We start from the raw sequence: 19170 nt of genomic DNA on the forward strand, positions 1-19170 counted from the left end.
TTATGTCAGACAATCGTGCTCATTTAGAAGAGAAATACACATGGGATTTGACGACCATTTTTGCGACAGATGCAGATTGGGAGACTGAATATGAAAGCACTGTTCAGGATTTGAAGAAGGCTAGTGCTTATGCAGGTCATCTCTTAGATTCTGCTAAGAACTTGCTTGAGGCAACAGAACTTTATATGAGTCTTATGCGTCGCTTGGAGAAAATCTATGTCTATGCGTCAATGAAAAATGACCAAGACACAACAGTAGGGCTTTACCAAGAGTACCAAGCTAAGGCCTCAAACCTTTACTCACAGTTGAGTGAAGCCTTTGCTTACTTTGAGCCTGAATTTATGGCCTTGGATGATAAGAAATTAGCTGAATTTAAAGAGCAAGAGCCAGGTCTTGGACTTTATGACCACTATTTCGAACGCCTTTTGGCAAACAAGGACCACGTTCTTTCCCAAGAAGCTGAAGAGCTCTTGGCAGCAGCTGGTGATATTTTCAACGGTCCAACGGATACCTTCAATGTCTTGGATAATGCTGATATCCTCTTTCCATGGGTATCAGATGGTCAAGGAGATGTGGTTGAGTTGACACATGGTAACTTTATCACTCTTATGGAATCTAAGGACCGTGACATTCGTAAGGGAGCTTATGAAGCGATGTATGGGACTTACGAGCAGTTCCAACATACTTATGCGCAAACACTCCAAGGCGTTGTCAAGGTTCACAATTACCAAGCCAAAGTTCGTCACTATAATTCAGCACGTCATGCAGCACTTGCGGCTAACTTTATTCCAGAGAGTGTTTATGACTCACTCTTGGAATCAGTGAACAAGCATTTGCCACTTTTGCACCGTTACCTTGATTTGCGTAAGAAGGTCTTGGGGCTTGACGAGCTTAAGATGTATGATGTTTATACACCACTTTCTGAGACTGAAACTGCTCTTACTTATGAAGAATCCCTCAAGAAAGCAGAAGAAGTCTTGGCAATCTTTGGTGAAGAGTATAGTAAAGGGGTTCATGCAGCCTTTACGGAACGTTGGATTGACGTTCACCCTAACAAAGGCAAACGTTCAGGGGCCTATTCAGGTGGGGCTTATGATACCAATGCCTTCATGCTTTTGAACTGGCAAGACACTTTGGATAATCTCTTTACCTTGGTTCACGAGACTGGCCACAGTTTGCATTCAACTTTCACACGTCAGACTCAACCATATGTTTACGGAGATTACCCAATCTTCTTGGCAGAAATTGCGTCTACAACCAATGAAAATATCTTGACAGAAACGCTGCTTAAAGAGGTTAAAGATGACAAGACACGTTTTGCTATTCTTAACCACTATTTGGATGGTTTCAAGGGAACTGTCTTCCGTCAAACACAATTTGCCGAGTTTGAACATGCTATCCATGAGGCAGATGCATCTGGTCAAATCTTGACAGCGGACTTCATGAATAAGCTTTACGCAGACCTCAATGAGAAATACTATAACCTCAAAGCTGAAGATAACTACGAAATTCAGTTTGAGTGGGAACGTATTCCGCATTTCTACATGAATTACTATGTCTACCAATATGCTACAGGGTTTGCGGCAGCAAGCTACTTGGCTGAAAAAATTGTTCATGGTACTGAAGAAGATAAGGAAGCTTACCTTACTTACCTTAAGGCGGGAAGCTCAGACTATCCTTTGGAAGTCATCAAGAAAGCTGGTGTTGATATGACCAATACCGACTACTTGGATGCTGCCTTCAAAGTTTTTGAAGACCGTCTCGTTGAATTGGAAGACTTGGTTGAAAAAGGTGTTCACCTTTCTTAAAAAGAAGTCACTATAAGAGAGAATCATTCTGAATCAGGATGATTCTTTTTATGTTTAAAAACGAACATTTACTAGAATATAAGTTCTAATTGATATGGAAATATATGGATGAGCATATTTATAGCCCCTAGTTTATATTCATGATAGACTAAAAACCTAACGTTTTATAGTTGATAAGTGAACAATGTTCAGAAATAGAAAGTAGGTTTTTGTGAAAACAACCAATCGTTATCTTGTAGCAACATGTGGTGTCTTACTCCATCTCATGTTGGGGTCTACCTATGCTTGGAGTATCTATCGTAATCCTATTATGGCCCAGACTGGCTGGGATCAATCTTCAGTTTCTTTTGCCTTTTCGTTGGCCATCTTTTGTCTAGGACTCTCTGCAGCTTTCATGGGGCGTCTGGTTGAAAAATTTGGTCCTAGGGTGACTGGAAGTATGTCGGCTGTTCTCTATGCTGGGGGAAATATTCTGACAGGAGTTGCCATTGCTCATGGAGAGCTGTGGATGCTTTATCTTGGTTATGGTATTCTTGGTGGTCTAGGACTGGGTGTGGGTTATATTACACCTGTTTCAACTATTATTAAGTGGTTTCCTGATAAGCGTGGACTTGCGACTGGCCTTGCCATTATGGGCTTTGGCTTTGCCTCGCTGTTAACCAGTCCCATTGCTCAATATCTGATTCAGGCACGTGGTGTTGAGCAGACCTTTTATATTTTGGGAGTCGTTTATTTTGTTGTTATGCTATTTGTCTCACAATTCATTAAACGACCAAGTGTAGAGGAAGCACAACTGTTGGCTGACAAGAGTCCAAACCGTCAGGCTGCTGATTTGAGCAAGGGAGTTACGGCTAATGAGGCTCTGAAATCATCAACTTTCTACTGGTTATGGCTTATTCTGTTTATCAATATTTCTTGTGGCTTAGCCCTTGTCTCTGCTATTTCTCCAATGGCTCAAGATATGGTTGGGATGTCAGCGGAATCAGCGGCGGTTGTTGTAGGTGTTATGGGAATCTTTAATGGTTTTGGTCGCCTTCTGTGGGCAGGCTTGTCGGATTATATTGGGCGTCCGAAGACCTTTATTCTCCTCTTTGTGGTTAATATTGTTATGGCCGTCCTCCTAATTGTCCTACAAGTGCCACTTGTCTTTGTGGTTGCGATGGCTGTTCTGATGACTTGCTACGGGGCAGGATTCTCCTTGATTCCTCCGTACCTTAGCGATATCTTTGGGGCAAAGGAGTTGGCTACCCTTCATGGTTATATTTTGACTGCCTGGGCGATGGCGGCCTTAGTGGGGCCAATGCTCTTGTCGGTAACCTACGAATTGACAAAATCATACCAGATGACCTTGCTTGTTTTCATCGCTCTTTACGTGGTGGCTTTGGTCATTGCTTACCTCTTGAAAAAGAGGGGGTTACGTCAAGTAGCCTAATGATGACGATTTGATTTATAGATAAGAAAAATCTCTAGCACTCGCTAGGGATTTTTTATATAATAAAACACATGGTTAAATCATATAGTAAAAACGCAAATCACAACATGCGACGTCCTGTAGTCAACAAGGATATTGTGGACTACATGCGAACGCATCTTCAGGAAAATAAAGGGCATTTGGCTGAACTGGAGGCCTTTGCTCGTAAGGAAAATATTCCAATTATCCAGCACGAAGTTGTTGCTTATTTCCGATTTTTATTGCAGACCTTGCAGCCTAAGAAAATCCTTGAGGTAGGAACAGCTATTGGTTTTTCAGCCCTTCTTATGGCTGAGTATGCACCTGATGCTCAGATTACAACGGTTGATCGTAATGAAGAAATGATTGGCTTTGCCAAGGAAAATCTAGCCAAGTATGACAGTCGCAAACAAATTACCTTGGTCGAAGGAGATGCAGCAGAAGTTTTGCAAGATTTGGACACTGATTATGATTTTGTCTTTATGGACTCAGCCAAGTCTAAATATATCGTCTTTCTGCCTGAAATCCTAAAACGTCTCAAGGTAGGTGGTGTCATCGTCTTTGATGATATCTTCCAAGGGGGCGATATTGCCAAAGATATCATGGAGGTTCGTCGTGGTCAGCGTACGATTTACCGTGGCTTGCATCGTCTTTTTGATGCGACCTTAGATAACCCTGGATTGACTGCTAGTTTGGTTCCTATGAGTGACGGACTTCTTATGCTTCGGAAAAATTCTGAAAATATTATCTTCCCAGATTAAGCATTATTTAAGTAAGTGTGGTATAATAGCAGAGATATTGACAATTTAAGGAGTAAATAGAATGGCTAAAGAAAATGAAAACCTTGAGTCAACAGAAGAAACTGTTGAAGAGGTTGTAGCAGACAAAGACGCAGAACAAGAGCATCTTGATCGCCAAAAAGAAGAAGAGGAAAGCATCGCCCTCGCCAGTGAAAAAGCGAAAGAAAAAGCTAAACGTGCTAAAACTAAAAAGACACGTGATGCTGGTAAACCAAGCTCAGGTGGTCGCTTCCTTGGAGGTCTTGCCCTTGTAGCTGTTTCAGCTCTCGTTGGTGCAGGTGCTATGTATGTTTCTCTAGGTAACAAAACAACTGAAGAAACAACTTTGGTATCTATGAAAGGTGATACTGTTACTGTTGGTGATGTTTTTGATTCACTTAAAGGTAGCAGCCAAACACAACAAAGTGTTTTGAGTGCAACTTTGCAAAAGGCTCTTGAAAAAGAATATGGTAGCAAAGTCAGCAAAGAAGACGTTGACAAAGCTTATAAGCAAGCTTCAGAACAATACGGAGATCAATTCTCACAAGTACTTGCAGCCTATGGTCAAACAGAAGAGTCATACCGTAATCAAATCCGTACACAAAAATTGGTTGAGTATGCTGTTAATCAAGCCGCACAAAAAGATTTGACGGAAGCAAATTACAAGGCTGCCTATGATAACTACACACCAAATACAGAGGTGCAAGTGGTTTCAACTACTGATAAAGCAGTGGCAGATAAAGTAGACTCTGAAGCTAAGGCAGAAGGAGCAGATTTCTCACAAGTAGCTAAAGATAACAGCTTGGAAGTGACTTCTAAGACAGTTAACTCAGCTTCTCAAGACTTCCCAGCAGATGTTTTGACAGCAGCTTTCAAACAAGATGCTAATGCCGTTTCTGACGTAGTGACTGTTTCAAACAGCTCAACTGGTGCTGCAACTTACTACATCGTCAAAACTGTTTCAAAATCTGAGAAAAATGCAGATTGGAAAAACTATAAGGATGATTTGACTAAGGTCATCATCAATGGTAAGAAATCTGATACTAACTTTACTAACTCAGTGATTGCTAAGGTCCTTAAGAAATATAATGTTAAAGTTGTAGATAAGGCCTTTAGCGCAATTCTTGACCAGTATGTGACTGGTTCTGGAGCTTCATCAAGTTCATCATCAAGCTCTAGCAAATAAATCACAAGATAGAGTTGATAATGCTATTATCAGCTTGACCTAAGGCCTAAAACACGTTAAAATGGAGAGTGGCTGAAGGTTCTAATATCATGACATTTTTAGCCTTCCCTTTGAGATTGGTAATCATCGCTTCTGATACAGAAAAATGGCGGTCGCTGCGAGCCATGGACGAATCTGGTTACTTGCTACTCAAAGTTCACAATTAAAGACAAATAAGAATGACAAGTTCATTGAATGAAGGTGGTACCGCGGTTCACGTCGCCCTTCGTTTAGTGGTCTTGTCTTTTATTCTTTGGGTATTTTCTGAATGAAATGTATGACAATATTGGAGGTAGCGTATGAAAACCTATTTTGTCAAACAGAAGTTTCGATTGGGTGGCGAACGCTTTGATATCAAGGATGATCAAGGTAGAGTTGCCTATCAGGTTGAAGGATCCTTTTTCAAGATTCCAAAGATCTTTACAATTTTTGGTGAGGATGGTCGTGAGATTAGTCATATCACCAAGGAGCCGCTTAGTCTCTTGCCTAAGTTTACAGTAGACTTGCAGGATGGTTCGAGTTTTTACATTCGAAAAAAATTAACCCTTCTTCGTGATAAGTATGATGTCGATAATCTTGGCTTGCGAATAGAGGGTAATATTTGGGACTTGGATTTTCAACTACTTAATAGTCAAAATCAGGTAGTTGCTAGGATTCAAAAGGAGCTCTTCCATCTGACATCGACCTATACTGTTACTGTTTATGAAAATACTTACGCTGATTTGGCCATTTCCCTGTGTGTTGCTATTGACTATGTGGAAATGCTCGAGAATAGCTCAAAATAAGAAACAATTAATTAAGGAGAAACAATGAAACAACTTACTTCAGCACAAATTCGTCAAATGTGGCTTGATTTCTGGAAATCAAAAGGTCACGCTGTTGAACCATCAGCTAACTTGGTTCCAGTTAACGATCCAACCCTTCTTTGGATTAACTCAGGGGTTGCCACTTTGAAGAAATACTTTGATGGCTCTGTGATTCCTGAAAATCCACGTATCACCAACTCACAAAAGGCTATCCGTACCAACGATATCGAAAACGTTGGTAAGACAGCTCGTCACCACACAATGTTTGAAATGCTTGGTAACTTCTCAGTTGGTGACTACTTCCGTGATGAAGCCATCGAATGGGGTTATGAGCTTTTGACAAGCCCAGAGTGGTTTGATTTTCCAAAAGACAAACTTTACATGACTTACTATCCAGATGATAAAGATTCATACAACCGCTGGATTGCTTGTGGTGTTGAACCTAGTCATTTGATTCCAATTGAAGATAACTTCTGGGAAATCGGTGCTGGACCTTCAGGACCAGATACTGAAATCTTCTTTGACCGTGGCGAAGACTTTGACCCTGACAATATTGGTATCCGTTTGCTTGAAGAAGATATTGAAAACGACCGTTACATTGAAATTTGGAACATCGTTTTGTCACAATTCAATGCAGATCCAGCTGTTCCACGTTCAGAATACAAGGAACTTCCTAATAAAAACATTGATACGGGCGCAGGTCTTGAACGTCTTGTAGCCGTGATGCAAGGGGCTAAAACAAACTTTGAAACAGACCTCTTCATGCCTATCATTCGTGAAATCGAAAAAATGTCTGGTAAAACTTATGATCCAGATGGTGACACAATGAGCTTCAAGGTCATCGCTGACCACATCCGTTCATTGGCATTTGCCATTGGTGATGGTGCCCTTCCAGGTAATGAAGGTCGTGGTTATGTCCTTCGTCGTCTTCTCCGTCGTGCCGTAATGCACGGCCGTCGTCTCGGCATTTCTGATGCTTTCTTGTACAAACTTGTTCCAACTGTTGGTCAAATCATGGAAAGCTATTACCCAGAAGTTCTTGAGAAGAAAGACTTTATCGAAAAAATCGTTAAACGTGAAGAAGAAACCTTTGCACGTACCATCGATGCAGGTTCAAGCATGCTTGACGAGCTTCTTGCTAACCTTAAGAAATCTGGTAAAGATACGCTTGAAGGTAAAGACATCTTTAAACTTTACGATACTTATGGATTCCCAGTGGAATTGACAGAAGAGTTGGCTGAAGATGAAGGCTTCAAGATTGACCATGAAGGTTTTAAAGCTGCCATGAAAGAACAACAAGAACGTGCGCGTGCTAGCGTGGTTAAAGGTGGTTCTATGGGTATGCAAAATGAAACCCTCGCCAACATCACTGAACCATCTGAGTTCTTGTATGAAGCTGAAACAGCTGAAAGCCGTTTGAGCGTTATCGTTGCTGATGATGCTCGTCATGATAGTGTTAACTCTGGTCAAGCACTCCTTGTCTTTGAACAAACACCATTCTATGCTGAAATGGGTGGACAAGTAGCAGACCACGGTACGATCTCAGATGCAGCTGGTACTGTTGTTGCGCGTGTGGTTGACGTTCAACGTGCGCCAAATGGACAAGCACTTCACACTGTTGAGGTTGAAGGTGAACTTGTTGTAGGTGCTAACTACAAACTTGAAATTGACCACACACGTCGTCACCGTGTTATGAAGAACCACACAGCGACTCACCTCTTGCATGCTGCCCTTCATAATATCGTTGGTGATCATGCTGTTCAAGCTGGTTCTCTTAATGAACAAGAATTCTTGCGTTTCGACTTCACTCACTTTGAGGCTGTAACTCCAGAAGAATTGCGTGCTATCGAAGAACAAGTCAACGAAGAAATCTGGAAAGCCACTCCAGTAACAACTATTGAAACAGACATTGACACTGCTAAATCAATGGGAGCTATGGCCCTTTTTGGTGAAAAATATGGTAAGAATGTTCGTGTCGTTTCAATCGGTGATTACTCTGTTGAGCTTTGTGGTGGTACGCACGTTGCCAACACTGCTGAAATCGGTATGTTCAAGATTGTCAAAGAAGAAGGTATCGGTTCAGGAACACGTCGTATCTTGGCAGTGACATCACGTGAAGCTTACCTTGCTTACCGTGAAGAAGAAGATGCCCTTAAAGCAATCGCAGCAACGCTTAAGGCACCACAATTGAAAGAAGTACCTAACAAGGTTGCTAGCCTTCAAGAGCAGTTGCATGCTCTTCAAAAAGAAAATGCTGCTCTTAAAGAAAAAGCAGCAGCAGCAGCAGCTGGTGATGTCTTCAAAGACGTTAAAGAAGCTAATGGTGTTCGTTACATCGCTAGCCAAGTGGAAGTTTCTGACGCAGGTGCCCTTCGTACATTTGCTGATCAATGGAAACAAGCAGACTACTCTGACGTCCTTGTCCTTGCAGCTCACATTGGCGAAAAAGTTAATGTCCTTGTAGCAAGCAAGTCTAAGGATGTTCACGCAGGTAATGTCATCAAGGTTCTTGCACCAATCGTATCAGGTCGTGGTGGTGGTAAACCAGATATGGCCATGGCCGGTGGTAGCGATGCCAATGGTATCCAAGATCTTCTTTCAGCAGTAGCAGAACAGCTTTAAGATGTGATACAATAAAAGAAACTTGAAAAGGTAGGATGAAAATCCTATCTTTTTTAATAGATTCACATTCTTGGGGGGATTATGGAAGATAAAAATGTTAGGGATTTTAACGATGTGCTTATATTCATAATTACAGTCTTTTTCTCGTTTTGTTTTTCACTGATGTATATTGAGTGGCAAAATTCTTATAATCAACAAACTGACCGCTATTTAAATGGTTATGCTTATGTGACAGGTTTCAGTTCGGTTGATGCCTATGTGAAATTAACAGATCCTGATGTTCTAGCTGTCCAATCAACTGGCAATATCCAATATTCCGATAACTATATGATGTCTCAAAACTATCGTTATCATGATTCTTTTAAAAATACAGAGAAAACATCTCAAAAGGATAATCAATATTATCGTCTATCTATATATAATGTTAATGACACTAGTAATCAACCGATTGAGGTAGACCTTTTTAAGTTTGTACCAGAGTTAAAGAAAGGTAAAGAGATTAGAAATCTTAAAGCAAAGCTTTATGAAGAGAATCAGAAAGCCTATGTTCTTGTTACTTTTGAAGGCACAAAGGTAGGGCAAAATCGTGAGCCTGCTTATACTTTTGAGGTTTCAAAAGATGATAAAACATTAAAGCAAATAAGCAATTTTTCAGACACTAGTCTTTATGATATCGATACTATCCCAAAACAGGAACAAAGTGTAAAAGGCTATTTACCTCAGACTATTGGGATTATCAATAATCTTGGTAATAATCTTTTATCTAATGTTCATACTTTAGATTCGGGACGTGTTGCTATTAGTGTTGGGGCTTTTGATGGTACATCGAGAACGATTTATGGCCAAAATTCTAAACTTCTAGAGATGGCTAAAAATGATAGTTATCAATTGGTAGTTACAGATAGTTTTTGTAATGATCAGGCAAAGACCCAAAGTCTTTTGGATTTATACAAGGAAGATGGTAAGACTAGTTTTGTAGACGGCTTGGTAGCTAAAGCAGATACAACAATTGATGGACAAGAACACCTCTTGTCAAATTTTCAGGATTTTGACAGATGGATATATCGAAACGTCAGCTTGACAAGAAAAGAGTTTAAATCTCGAGAGGATGTTCAAGCCATTTTATATGATCCGAATTCAACCTTGCTTCCGATTGGTGTTAACGCCTCAGATAATAGTCTCGTAACTTACGATTTAGCCTCAGGGCCACTATATAGTTTTTATACTTATAGTATAGGTTCTGAAACAAGTAAACTAAAGAAAAGTATCGAACTGATTCAAAATTGGAGAGCTGGTTTTAAGGACAATGAGGTCGTTAAGGAATTGTATTATGAGAAATACTATACGAGTGACTACAGTCCCTATATAGAACGTATTGATACTGCAAATGCGAACCAAGAACCCAAACAAATCTTATTTATGCAAGAGAGTATTTTTGAATTGCTTCAATCAAATCCCTTTGAAAATGCGATGAAAGAGGGTAAAGATGCTTTCAACCGTATTATTAATGAAGGAGCACCTGTTGGTTTGTATTCCATTCTTGATGCACCTAGGGATGCTATTGATAATGGTTCATTTAACATTAGTCCAGATATGGTACAGAGAGGTTATCTTTTAGGTACAACTCCAAGTAATCAAGCGAAAGAAAAATATGGCATTAGCGAATTTGAAGGTCCGAGAACACAGGCAGTGTATAATAGTATGTCTTTTGTTCAAAATGGTAAGGCCATAACAGTAATAATCCCAAGGGAGGAAGAGTAGATGGCTTTAATTAAAGAACTTTTCAAAGATAAAGTGAGAATCGTGATTATTCTTCTAGGAGCATTACTTGGCTTCTATCTTGCTTATAGGCACAAACCCATAGAGTCTTATTCACATAAAATTGAAACCATTAAGAAATCCACTCCTCTTCGAGATATTCGAACGGTTCAGGACAATGTACTGTATCTTCCTGAAAATCAAAATTATGTCGCCTTGACTAAAGATTATCTGATACTATTTGATGAATACTACCATAGGGGTGAAGATATTAGGGATAACTATGACATCACTGATAAGGATTACTACAAGGTGATGATTTATAACCCTTTTAACACCAAGAAGATTTACAAAAAATGGGATGTCTTGAAAATCTTACGAAAGGATTTTCCTGAAGAATATGTTAGTGATCTGGATCTTGACAAGGATATCAGTGGGAAAAGTTATCTTATCGTAACTACTTTGATTACTAATTCTGGTGGAGAACGTGATAGAATTGGCCGACGAAGGGTCTTTGATTTTGAGACTGGCAAGTTCGTGACGGGAGTTGCTATTCAAGGTGGAGTAGATAAAGATGATAAACAGATTTACAAACGAGACTATTTTAGTAAATCGCTAAATGAAAGATTAGATTATTATGGACTTCGTATTCGGAATAGATCTAATGCAGTATTTCTAGAGTTGTCTGACCCAAATACTTTTAGAATTAGGGAATTAAACATCAGTTCCAATAAAGCACTTATGACAATTTTGAACAAGGAAGTTTCTGGAGAGTTGGTCTTCTTTGGAGATGATGCTCTAGAGCAGGTTTCTCATTTGCTAGCTAAGCCAGATCAGACGGATATGCTTAGTGGAACAAAACTTTCAGCTTCTGAGTCAAAGGATGGACAAGAGCATGATATCGCTTCGCTTCAAGACTATAATACCTGGGCAGAGTAAAAACATTATTGAAGAGCTGAACTTTCAGCTCTTTTTTCATGCTTAAAAAAGTTTAGTAATAATATTGAAATACTTGTAAAATATTTTTAAAAGAAGTATACTATAGGTGTGAAAACGGTTCCAATTTTTATCAAACAGCCTAGAAAGTGAGAGTGATCAAAATGAGAAAGGCATATGTTTTTAAGGAACGTCAACGTTACTCAATACGTAAATATTCTTTTGGAGCTGCATCAGTCTTGATTGGTGCGAGCTTGATGCTTGGTGGACATGCTTTGGCTCAGGAACAAGCCAATAGCGTAAATTCCAGCAAGGATTATGAAGTTTTTGTAAATAATTCTGAACCACTTCAAATCGACCAGACAACTTCAGAAGCTGTTACCGATGTCCTCAATCAACCAGCTTCAAGATCTGAAGCGCCAAGACCTAAGCTTGCCAGCAGTGAAGTTGCTTCTTCTGAAGCTAGTAGTGTAGTGGCTAGCGAGGCTGCTTCTTTGGAAGTACCGGCAGAGGTTGCTCATTCTGCATCTGCTGTCGCTTCTGTTTCTAGATCAGAAGTGGCTAGTCCACGTTCTGAAGTGTCATCAGTAGCTAGCTCTGAAGCAGCAAGTGAGACTAACCGTTCAGCAACTTCAGAAGTAGCAGAAGTTAGAGGTACTGACCGTGAAGCTGTGGATACTCCTCAACCTGGTGTGGATGGTCCTGTGACTGCTGATGGTTCTCTTGATATCCCATCAAACGGTACTTTCTATTTCCGTCGTACAACTGAAATTCGTACAGCGCCTATCATGGATATCAAGCCTACCTTTGTCTTTAGTGCGGGTGACCATGTTATCTATGACAAGGTCTTGAAGAGAGACAATCATCAATGGATTTCTTACATTGGCTACGACTATGAACGCTACTACGCTGATATCGCAGCATTGAAGGCTGAAAACACTAATAGCACCACTGAAGCAACTAGAGATGAAGTCATACCTGAACGTGGTACTTATTACTTTACTAAACCTGCAGATGTGAAGAACCAACCTAGCTTGACTGCCAAGACTGAGTTCAATTTTGATCCAGGCATGTCAGTCAACTACGATAGATCTTTGCTTGCTGACAACCACCGTTGGATTTCTTACACTTCGTACAGTGGTACTCGTCGTTATGTCGACCTAGGTGCTGCTGCAGAGGCTGTAGCTAAACCAAGAGGCGATATCGCTATTGAAAGTCATGACAATGGTGACTTTAGTGTAGTTATCAGTAATGTTTCAGACCAAAACGGTGTCCTCGGGGTATCTGTTCCAATCTGGTCTGAAAAGAATGGCCAAGATGATATCATTTGGTACAATGCAACTCGTCTTAACAATGGCAACTACAAGGTTAACGTCAGTCTAAGTGACCATAAGAATGAACGTGGTCTCTACAATGTTCATCTTTACTATGTTGAAACTAATGGTAAATTAGTTGGTGTGGGTGGCACAGCTTACACAGTTCCTGCCAAGGTTGAAGAAACGCATACAACTACTAGCTATAGCCTTCCTGATGCAGGAACTTACACCTTCAAAGAACGCTCTAGCATTAAGGCAGAGCCTCGTGTGACAAGTCCAGAGTTAGCCTACTACGATGCTGGTATGTCAGTCAACTACGACAAGATTGTCAGTGGTGATGGTTACCAATGGCTTTCTTACCTCAGCTACAATGGCAACCGACGTTATGTAGCCGTGGTTAAACTTGCTCAACAAGAAAGCAAACCAAGCGGTACTATCAATATTGAAAACCTCTCTAACCTCGGTTTTGACGTTCATATCACTAATGTTTCTGGTGGTGACAAGGCTATCCAAGGTGTGAGTGTTCCAGTATGGACAGCTAAGGACGGCCAAGATGATCTTGTATGGCACCAAGCTGACAGACAAAGTGATGGTAGCTACAAGGTTCGTATCAATGTTAGCGACCATAAGTCTGAAGCAGGTGAATACATTGTCCATCTCTACTATGTCCAAGATGGTAAAATGGTAGGTATCGGAGGCACTAGTACAACTGTTCCAGTTCAAAATGCAACTCGCCACAATCTTCCAGCTTCAGGTTCATATACCTTTACTGCTCGTACTGGCATTAAGGCAGAACCTCGTGTGGCAAGCCCAGAGTTGGCCTACTACGATGCTGGTATGTCAGTCAACTATGACAAGATTGTCAGTGGTGATGGTTATCAATGGCTTTCTTACCTCAGCTATTCAGGGCATCGTTTCTATGTGGCTATTGCACCAACAAGTGTGACTAAACCAGTAGAACAACCTGTTCAACCAAGCACACCTTCATCTGGCACCTATACTTTCAAGGAACGCTCTAGCATTAAAGCAGAACCAAGTGTAGCAAGTCCAGAGTTGGCTTACTATGATGCTGGTATGTCCGTTAACTATGACAGATTGGTGACTGCAGATGGTCATACATGGCTCTCTTATGTAAGCCATGGAGGCAACCGCCGATACGTTGCTATTGATGCTAAGGCAACAGCAGTTGCTCAACCAGCAAGCCCAAGCCTAGCTGCAACCGGCACTTATACCTTTACAAAACCTAGCTCTATCAAGGCTCAACCAAGTGTGGCAAGCCCAGAACTAGCCTACTATGATAAAGGCATGTCCGTTCGCTATGACAAGGTCCTAACAGCTGATGGCCACACCTGGTTGTCTTATGTAACCTATAGTGGTGCAAGACGCTATGTGGATATTTCTTAAGATTCGTAACATCACTCTCTTTTGAGGGTGGTGTTTTTTGGTTGATTGAAGCAAAAAAAATGTTACAAACTATTGTTTTTTTGTAATAAAACTGTAAAATAGGTAAAGAGAACAAAAAATCTCATTTTAAATAAATAAGAGAGGTTCATTTATTAAAGAAATGCTCTAACTTAGAATTTCTCTTAAGATTATGCTAAAGGAAGTTATGCTATGCTTAACATCTATGTTTTAGAAGATCATTTTATCCAACAAAATCGTATTGAAGAGGTTATTCATACGATTCTTAAGAAAAATAATATTAAAGTGGGGGACTTTGAGGTTTTTGACAAACCCAATCAACTGTTAGAGTCTATTACCGAGCGAGGGTCTCATCAGCTCTTTTTCTTGGACATTCAAATTAAAGACGATACTAAAAAAGGTTTGGAAGTGGCTAAGCAGATTCGCAAGAATGATCCCTATGCCAATATTGTTTTCTTCACGACCCATTCAGAGTATCTTCCCTTAACTTTTCAATACCAACTGGCAGCTCTAGATTTTATTGATAAGTCTTTGGAGGGTGAGGACTTTCAAAAGCGTGTGGAAAGTATTATCTTATTAACCTGCAAAAAGATACAGAGTCAGAATCCAGAAGACGCTTTTCGGATTGAGAATGCTAAGACCGTTATTCAGGTTCCCTTTCATGATATCTTGTACTTTGAGACCTCGGATATCGTTCATAAGGTTATCCTTTATACTAAAGAGGAGCAGATTGAGTTTTATGGCAGTCTCTCACAAATTGAAAAGAGTGACCCTAGACTGTTTAAATGCCACAAATCTTTCCTTATCAATCCAGAAAATATCATCAAATTAGATAAAAGTACGGGGACAGTCTATTTTGAAAATGGTGGCGTTTGCTATGTTTCAAAGTTGAAACTAAAGAAATTGCTTGAGAGAATCAGCCTATGACAGCAATCAATTTTTTGTTGGATAATCTAGACTTTTTAGCGGAGATTATCCTCTTTATTCTCATTTATCAATACATTACCTCCGAGGAGATAAAGCTAAGATGGTATATCATCATCCCCTTGATTATCCGATTTTTGTTTGTGCTTTCTCCAGCACTATCCTATGTTTTAGGGCATGCCTTCTTGGTTGTTTATTCCCTCTACAGAAATCGTTATGGCAATAGGTTATTAGATATTTTCTATGGCTTGTTTCCAATCATCATAGAAAGTCTTGTTCACAATCTTATTATTTATGGGATTGCCTTGGTCATCAATCGTCATTATCTGATTGTACTTAACCATTTTCATTTAAACCTTGTCATTGAGTTGCTAGTCTTTCCTGTGTTTTGGTTAATCATTAAGACCTTAAAAGTGGATTTCAAAGCATTGAACTATGGTTTTCGAAAGTCATTTTCAAAGTACTTTTTATTACTTATAGATATATCAATGTTATCTTATGCCCTCCTTCTCCAATATATTACCTTTTTTGTGCAACAGAGCCCTGGAGGAAGAGATTGGCATGTTTATCTCGTGGTGACCTATGCTTTACTCTTTCTTGCGACCCTTGTTTATATTAATGCGACCTTCAGTGAGAGACTAAAAGAAGAAGTCCTACTCCAAAAAGATAGGCAAATGAGTGATTTGGCTCATTATAGTCAACAAATCGAGCAACTCTATACGGATCTTCGTCGCTTCAGGCACGATTACCTAAATGTTTTGTCTAGTATCAAATATGGCATTGACTCCAAGGATATGGCTATTATTTCCGATATCTACGATAACATCCTAGAAAAAACAAAGACTCGGATTGAGGGGAAACAGTACGAAATTGCCAACTTGATTAATATTAAAGATGAAGCCGTTAAAGGTGTCCTGGCTAGTAAAATTTTGGAAGCACAGGGACAGTCTATTACCATTCACCTTGAGGTCAGTGATATCTTTGAAGTATCGAGGATGGAATTGTTGGATTTCATAACAGTGTTGTCTATTTTTTTGGATAATGCTATTGAAGCTAGTCTGGATAGCAGTGCTAAAGAAGTAAACATTGCTCTTATCAGTGGAGAGACAAAGGTGGTGATAGTGGAGAATACCATTGCTCAAGAATCTATCAATACAGTCGGTATCTTTAAACTTGGTCGCTCAAGTAAAGGAGAGGGCCGCGGTATAGGTCTGTCCACTGTTCGAGAGATTTTAGGGAAGTACCCTAATTGTTCTTTGTCAACACAATCTAAAGACTATCGTTTTAAACAGACACTAAAAATAGAAGATGTGGTTTGATTATGACGAAAAAACGACTGTTTATGACTTCAATGAAAAATTTAGCTGTCTATATATTATAATAACCTAGTAAATTATCAGAAAAGGAATATCACTCATGAAAAATACAAGTAAACTCATTGGTATCGTGGCAGCTCTTATCGTAGTTATTCTTGCCATCTTCCTGGTGACTAAGTTTAACAGCCATGAATCAGCTCGTGTTAGCACAAGTAGCAGTCCAGTCAAAACGGTTAAGAAGTCATCTTCAAGCTCAAGTAAGGCTGTTAAGAAGGATAAAAAATCAACTCAATCATCATCTTCAGCAGTTTCAAATGAAGAAAATGACAATCAGGATTCAGCAGTAGCACCTAAAGCTTCTTCTAAGGAACAAGCTCAAGCAGGCGCTACAGATGGTGGACAAGTGGCTGAATCTGCAGCTGGAACAGATAAGGCTAAATCTGAGAAGGGGACAATTAATAGTCAATCATCACTTAACTTCGGTGCCCTTGATAATGGTGATATTAGCTCTATTGTGGGGACTTGGACTAATGCGAATGGTGAATCAGTTACAATTAACGCTGATGGTACAATTATCAAAAACTCAACAGGTTATACTGCTCAATTGAAGCCTCAAGGAGTTTCAGATAATACATTCAATGCATCAGTTGTATCTCAAGATGATAGTGTAGCTTTGTCTGCAGTTGCCGGAGTATCTGGAAGCTCAGATTATCTTGTTATTGGGGCAAACGGACCATATTACCGTAACTAGTACGAAAAAGATTGCTATTTATTTAGTAATCTTTTTACTTTTCCTTTTGCTTTTTTGGAAAAATAACGAAAATGTAAGTATAAGTCGGTCATTTTCCGATTATGACAAAAATTGGACAGTTTATGATTTAGGTGTGAACAAGTCAAATAAATTTGGTATACTAATGGTCAAGTGAGAAATATTTAGTAATATTCTGTAAAATACTTGTAATATTTATCACCGAGTGTTACAATCAACCAGTAACATCAATTCGATAGAGAGAAATAATAATATGAAACGAGAAAAATTTTTACACGAACAACAACGTTTTTCCATTCGTAAATATTCATTTGGGGCAGCATCAGTTCTTTTAGGAGCTAGTTTGGTCTTTGCAGGTCAAGCTTTGGCTGATGAGCATCATGAGGTGTCAACATTTTCAGATGCCACTTTGCGTGCTACCTCAGATAGTGATGCTGTGACCGCAGCTGATATTTTCAGTGGTGTAGCAACAGATGGGGCGGCGTCAAGTGAGAAGGCTAGCCAAGTTTCAACAACTAGCCAAACTGCTAGTGAAACTGCTACTAGCGAGGCTACAAGTGAAGTGAGTACTAGTACCTCACAAGCAACAGATAAAACTTCTGAATCAACAGCTGCCAGCTCAGAAGCAACAAGTGCTACAAATGCTTCATCTGAAAAAGCGACTAACCTTGATGTATCTGCCTTAACGAGAGCAGCTATCAATACTAGTTTGGTGAGCCAACCAGCTACAACTACAGACAGTGACCTTCCAAGCCAAGGAACTTATGTCTACAAGGAACGTACAGAGGTTAAGAATCAACCTAAGGTATCTGCCAAGGCTGAATTTTATGTGAATCCAGGGGATAGCGTCCTTTACGATCAAGTCGTGACAGCTGATGGCTACCAATGGATTAGCTACAAATCATACTCTGGTGTGCGTCGTTATGCGCCAGTGAAACCAGTGGCAGCTGGTAGTGGTAACGGTAATGGTGGTAATGGGGATGGCAAACCTTCTAGTGGTGCTCAAGCCATAACAGGTGCTTTGGATATCCCAGCGACAGGAACTTACTACTTTACACGTGATACAGATATTAAGAAGGAACCAAAAGCAGACCTCAAACCTACTTTTGTTTTCGGTAAGGGTGACCATGTCATCTATGATAAAGTTTTGACAGCTGATAATCACCAATGGATTTCTTACCTTGGTTATGACTACGTTCGCTACTATGCAGATATTGCGACTTTGACACCTGCCAAAGCTGAAACACCAACTGTTAAACCAACAGAAACTAATCAAGCAAAACCAGAAACTACTGGTGCTGAAAAGCTTCCAGAAAGTGGCACTTATAATGTGACACGTAGCTTGAATGTTAAAAATGAACCTAAGGCTTCTGCAGAAACGCTTTATACCTTGGAAAAAGGTTACAAAGTGAACTATGACAAGGTATTGACTGCGGATAACCATCAATGGATTTCTTATATTAGTTACAGTGGTACACGTCGTTATGTGGATATTGCGGCTTTGAAACCTACGGAGTCTAAGCCACAAGAAAACCGTGTTTTTGGTAATCTTACAATTAACAACCAAACCTCTAATGGGTTCGATGTTGTCGTAACCAATGTTTCAGGTGGTGGCAAAGAAGTTAAAGAAGTCCGTGTCCCAGTTTGGTCAGATAAGAATGGCCAAGACGACCTTACTTGGTATCATGCCGATAAACAGTCAGATGGAAGCTACAAGGTTCATGTAGACACAGCTAGTCATAAGGGCGATGCTGGTACATATTCTGTGCATCTTTACTATATGTTAGATGGTAAGAGAACTTATATTACTGAAACAAAGGCAACGGTTCCTCAATCTGTCGAATCACAAGTGACAGGGAAATTGACCATCAACAACCAAACCTCTAATGGTTTTGATGTAGTCGTAACCAATGTTTCAGGTGGCGGCAAAGAAGTTAAAGAAGTTCGTGTCCCAATTTGGTCAGATAAGAATGGCCAAGACGACCTTACATGGTATCATGCTGATAAACAATCAGATGGAAGCTACAAGGTTCATGTAG

Annotated in this window: 14 protein-coding genes; all 14 read left to right on the forward strand. The window is 39.9% G+C overall.

The features are described from left to right. The first annotated feature begins 2 nt into the window (after positions 1 to 2). Entirely contained in the window at positions 3 to 1808 is a 1806-nt protein-coding gene (gene pepF / locus HMPREF3112_RS04745; protein ID WP_014633984.1) for an oligoendopeptidase F, read from the forward strand. A 211-nt stretch (positions 1809 to 2019) separates the two neighbouring features. Beyond that, positions 2020 to 3240: an L-lactate MFS transporter gene (locus HMPREF3112_RS04750; RefSeq protein ID WP_048676292.1), complete on the forward strand. Its 1221-nt coding sequence runs from the start codon at positions 2020 to 2022 to the stop codon at positions 3238 to 3240. 71 nt (positions 3241 to 3311) lie between these two features. Further along, on the forward strand, positions 3312 to 4019 hold the full coding sequence (locus HMPREF3112_RS04755; protein WP_048676289.1) for an O-methyltransferase: 708 nt from the start codon (positions 3312 to 3314) through the stop codon (positions 4017 to 4019). 61 nt (positions 4020 to 4080) lie between these two features. Continuing rightward, a complete protein-coding gene (locus tag HMPREF3112_RS04760) occupies positions 4081 to 5223 on the forward strand; it encodes a peptidyl-prolyl cis-trans isomerase (RefSeq protein WP_014633987.1) in 1143 nt (380 codons plus the stop codon). Positions 5224 to 5291: 68 nt separating this feature from the next. Beyond that, positions 5292 to 5429: a hypothetical protein gene (locus tag HMPREF3112_RS11415; protein WP_158084691.1), complete on the forward strand. Its 138-nt coding sequence runs from the start codon at positions 5292 to 5294 to the stop codon at positions 5427 to 5429. Between the two features lie 132 nt (positions 5430 to 5561). Next, on the forward strand, positions 5562 to 6047 hold the full coding sequence (locus HMPREF3112_RS04765) for an LURP-one-related/scramblase family protein (RefSeq protein ID WP_070438428.1): 486 nt from the start codon (positions 5562 to 5564) through the stop codon (positions 6045 to 6047). A 24-nt stretch (positions 6048 to 6071) separates the two neighbouring features. Continuing rightward, entirely contained in the window at positions 6072 to 8690 is a 2619-nt protein-coding gene (alaS, locus tag HMPREF3112_RS04770; RefSeq protein ID WP_013990152.1) for an alanine--tRNA ligase, read from the forward strand. Between the two features lie 81 nt (positions 8691 to 8771). Further along, the gene (locus HMPREF3112_RS04775) at positions 8772 to 10451 is read left to right on the forward strand and encodes a hypothetical protein (protein ID WP_070438430.1); all 1680 of its coding nucleotides are present in this window, start codon (positions 8772 to 8774) and stop codon (positions 10449 to 10451) included. Continuing rightward, positions 10452 to 11387, forward strand: coding sequence for a hypothetical protein (locus HMPREF3112_RS04780; protein WP_070438433.1), 936 nt, complete (start codon positions 10452 to 10454; stop codon positions 11385 to 11387). A 161-nt stretch (positions 11388 to 11548) separates the two neighbouring features. Continuing rightward, complete coding sequence (locus tag HMPREF3112_RS04785) at positions 11549 to 14104, forward strand: SH3 domain-containing protein (RefSeq protein ID WP_070438434.1); 2556 nt, start codon at positions 11549 to 11551, stop codon at positions 14102 to 14104. A gap of 210 nt (positions 14105 to 14314) precedes the next feature. Further along, positions 14315 to 15049 (forward strand): response regulator transcription factor, encoded by a 735-nt coding sequence (locus HMPREF3112_RS04790; protein ID WP_048676267.1) that lies wholly within the window; start codon positions 14315 to 14317, stop codon positions 15047 to 15049. Continuing rightward, on the forward strand, positions 15046 to 16365 hold the full coding sequence (locus HMPREF3112_RS04795; protein WP_070438436.1) for a sensor histidine kinase: 1320 nt from the start codon (positions 15046 to 15048) through the stop codon (positions 16363 to 16365). The genes HMPREF3112_RS04790 and HMPREF3112_RS04795 overlap by 4 nt, the downstream gene beginning before the upstream one ends. A gap of 97 nt (positions 16366 to 16462) precedes the next feature. After that, a complete protein-coding gene (locus tag HMPREF3112_RS04800) occupies positions 16463 to 17113 on the forward strand; it encodes a DUF6287 domain-containing protein (protein ID WP_070438439.1) in 651 nt (216 codons plus the stop codon). A gap of 271 nt (positions 17114 to 17384) precedes the next feature. Further along, positions 17385 to 19170 (forward strand): SH3 domain-containing protein (locus HMPREF3112_RS10950; RefSeq protein WP_141738652.1); only part of this gene is annotated, 1786 nt, incomplete at its 3' end.

The sequence above is a fragment of the Streptococcus sp. HMSC10E12 genome (assembly GCF_001807855.1).
Lineage (GTDB): Bacteria > Bacillota > Bacilli > Lactobacillales > Streptococcaceae > Streptococcus > Streptococcus salivarius.

What these genes read in the sequence shown, in the direction of transcription:
- pepF (WP_014633984.1), top strand. Translation starts at nt 3, where the DNA reads ATGTCAGACAATCGTGCTCATTTAGAAGAGAAATACACATGGGATTTG.
- HMPREF3112_RS04755 (WP_048676289.1), top strand. Translation starts at nt 3,312, where the DNA reads ATGGTTAAATCATATAGTAAAAACGCAAATCACAACATGCGACGTCCT.
- HMPREF3112_RS04760 (WP_014633987.1), top strand. Translation starts at nt 4,081, where the DNA reads ATGGCTAAAGAAAATGAAAACCTTGAGTCAACAGAAGAAACTGTTGAA.
- HMPREF3112_RS04765 (WP_070438428.1), top strand. Translation starts at nt 5,562, where the DNA reads ATGAAAACCTATTTTGTCAAACAGAAGTTTCGATTGGGTGGCGAACGC.
- alaS (WP_013990152.1), top strand. Translation starts at nt 6,072, where the DNA reads ATGAAACAACTTACTTCAGCACAAATTCGTCAAATGTGGCTTGATTTC.
- HMPREF3112_RS04775 (WP_070438430.1), top strand. Translation starts at nt 8,772, where the DNA reads ATGGAAGATAAAAATGTTAGGGATTTTAACGATGTGCTTATATTCATA.
- HMPREF3112_RS04780 (WP_070438433.1), top strand. Translation starts at nt 10,452, where the DNA reads ATGGCTTTAATTAAAGAACTTTTCAAAGATAAAGTGAGAATCGTGATT.
- HMPREF3112_RS04785 (WP_070438434.1), top strand. Translation starts at nt 11,549, where the DNA reads ATGAGAAAGGCATATGTTTTTAAGGAACGTCAACGTTACTCAATACGT.
- HMPREF3112_RS04790 (WP_048676267.1), top strand. Translation starts at nt 14,315, where the DNA reads ATGCTTAACATCTATGTTTTAGAAGATCATTTTATCCAACAAAATCGT.
- HMPREF3112_RS04795 (WP_070438436.1), top strand. Translation starts at nt 15,046, where the DNA reads ATGACAGCAATCAATTTTTTGTTGGATAATCTAGACTTTTTAGCGGAG.
- HMPREF3112_RS04800 (WP_070438439.1), top strand. Translation starts at nt 16,463, where the DNA reads ATGAAAAATACAAGTAAACTCATTGGTATCGTGGCAGCTCTTATCGTA.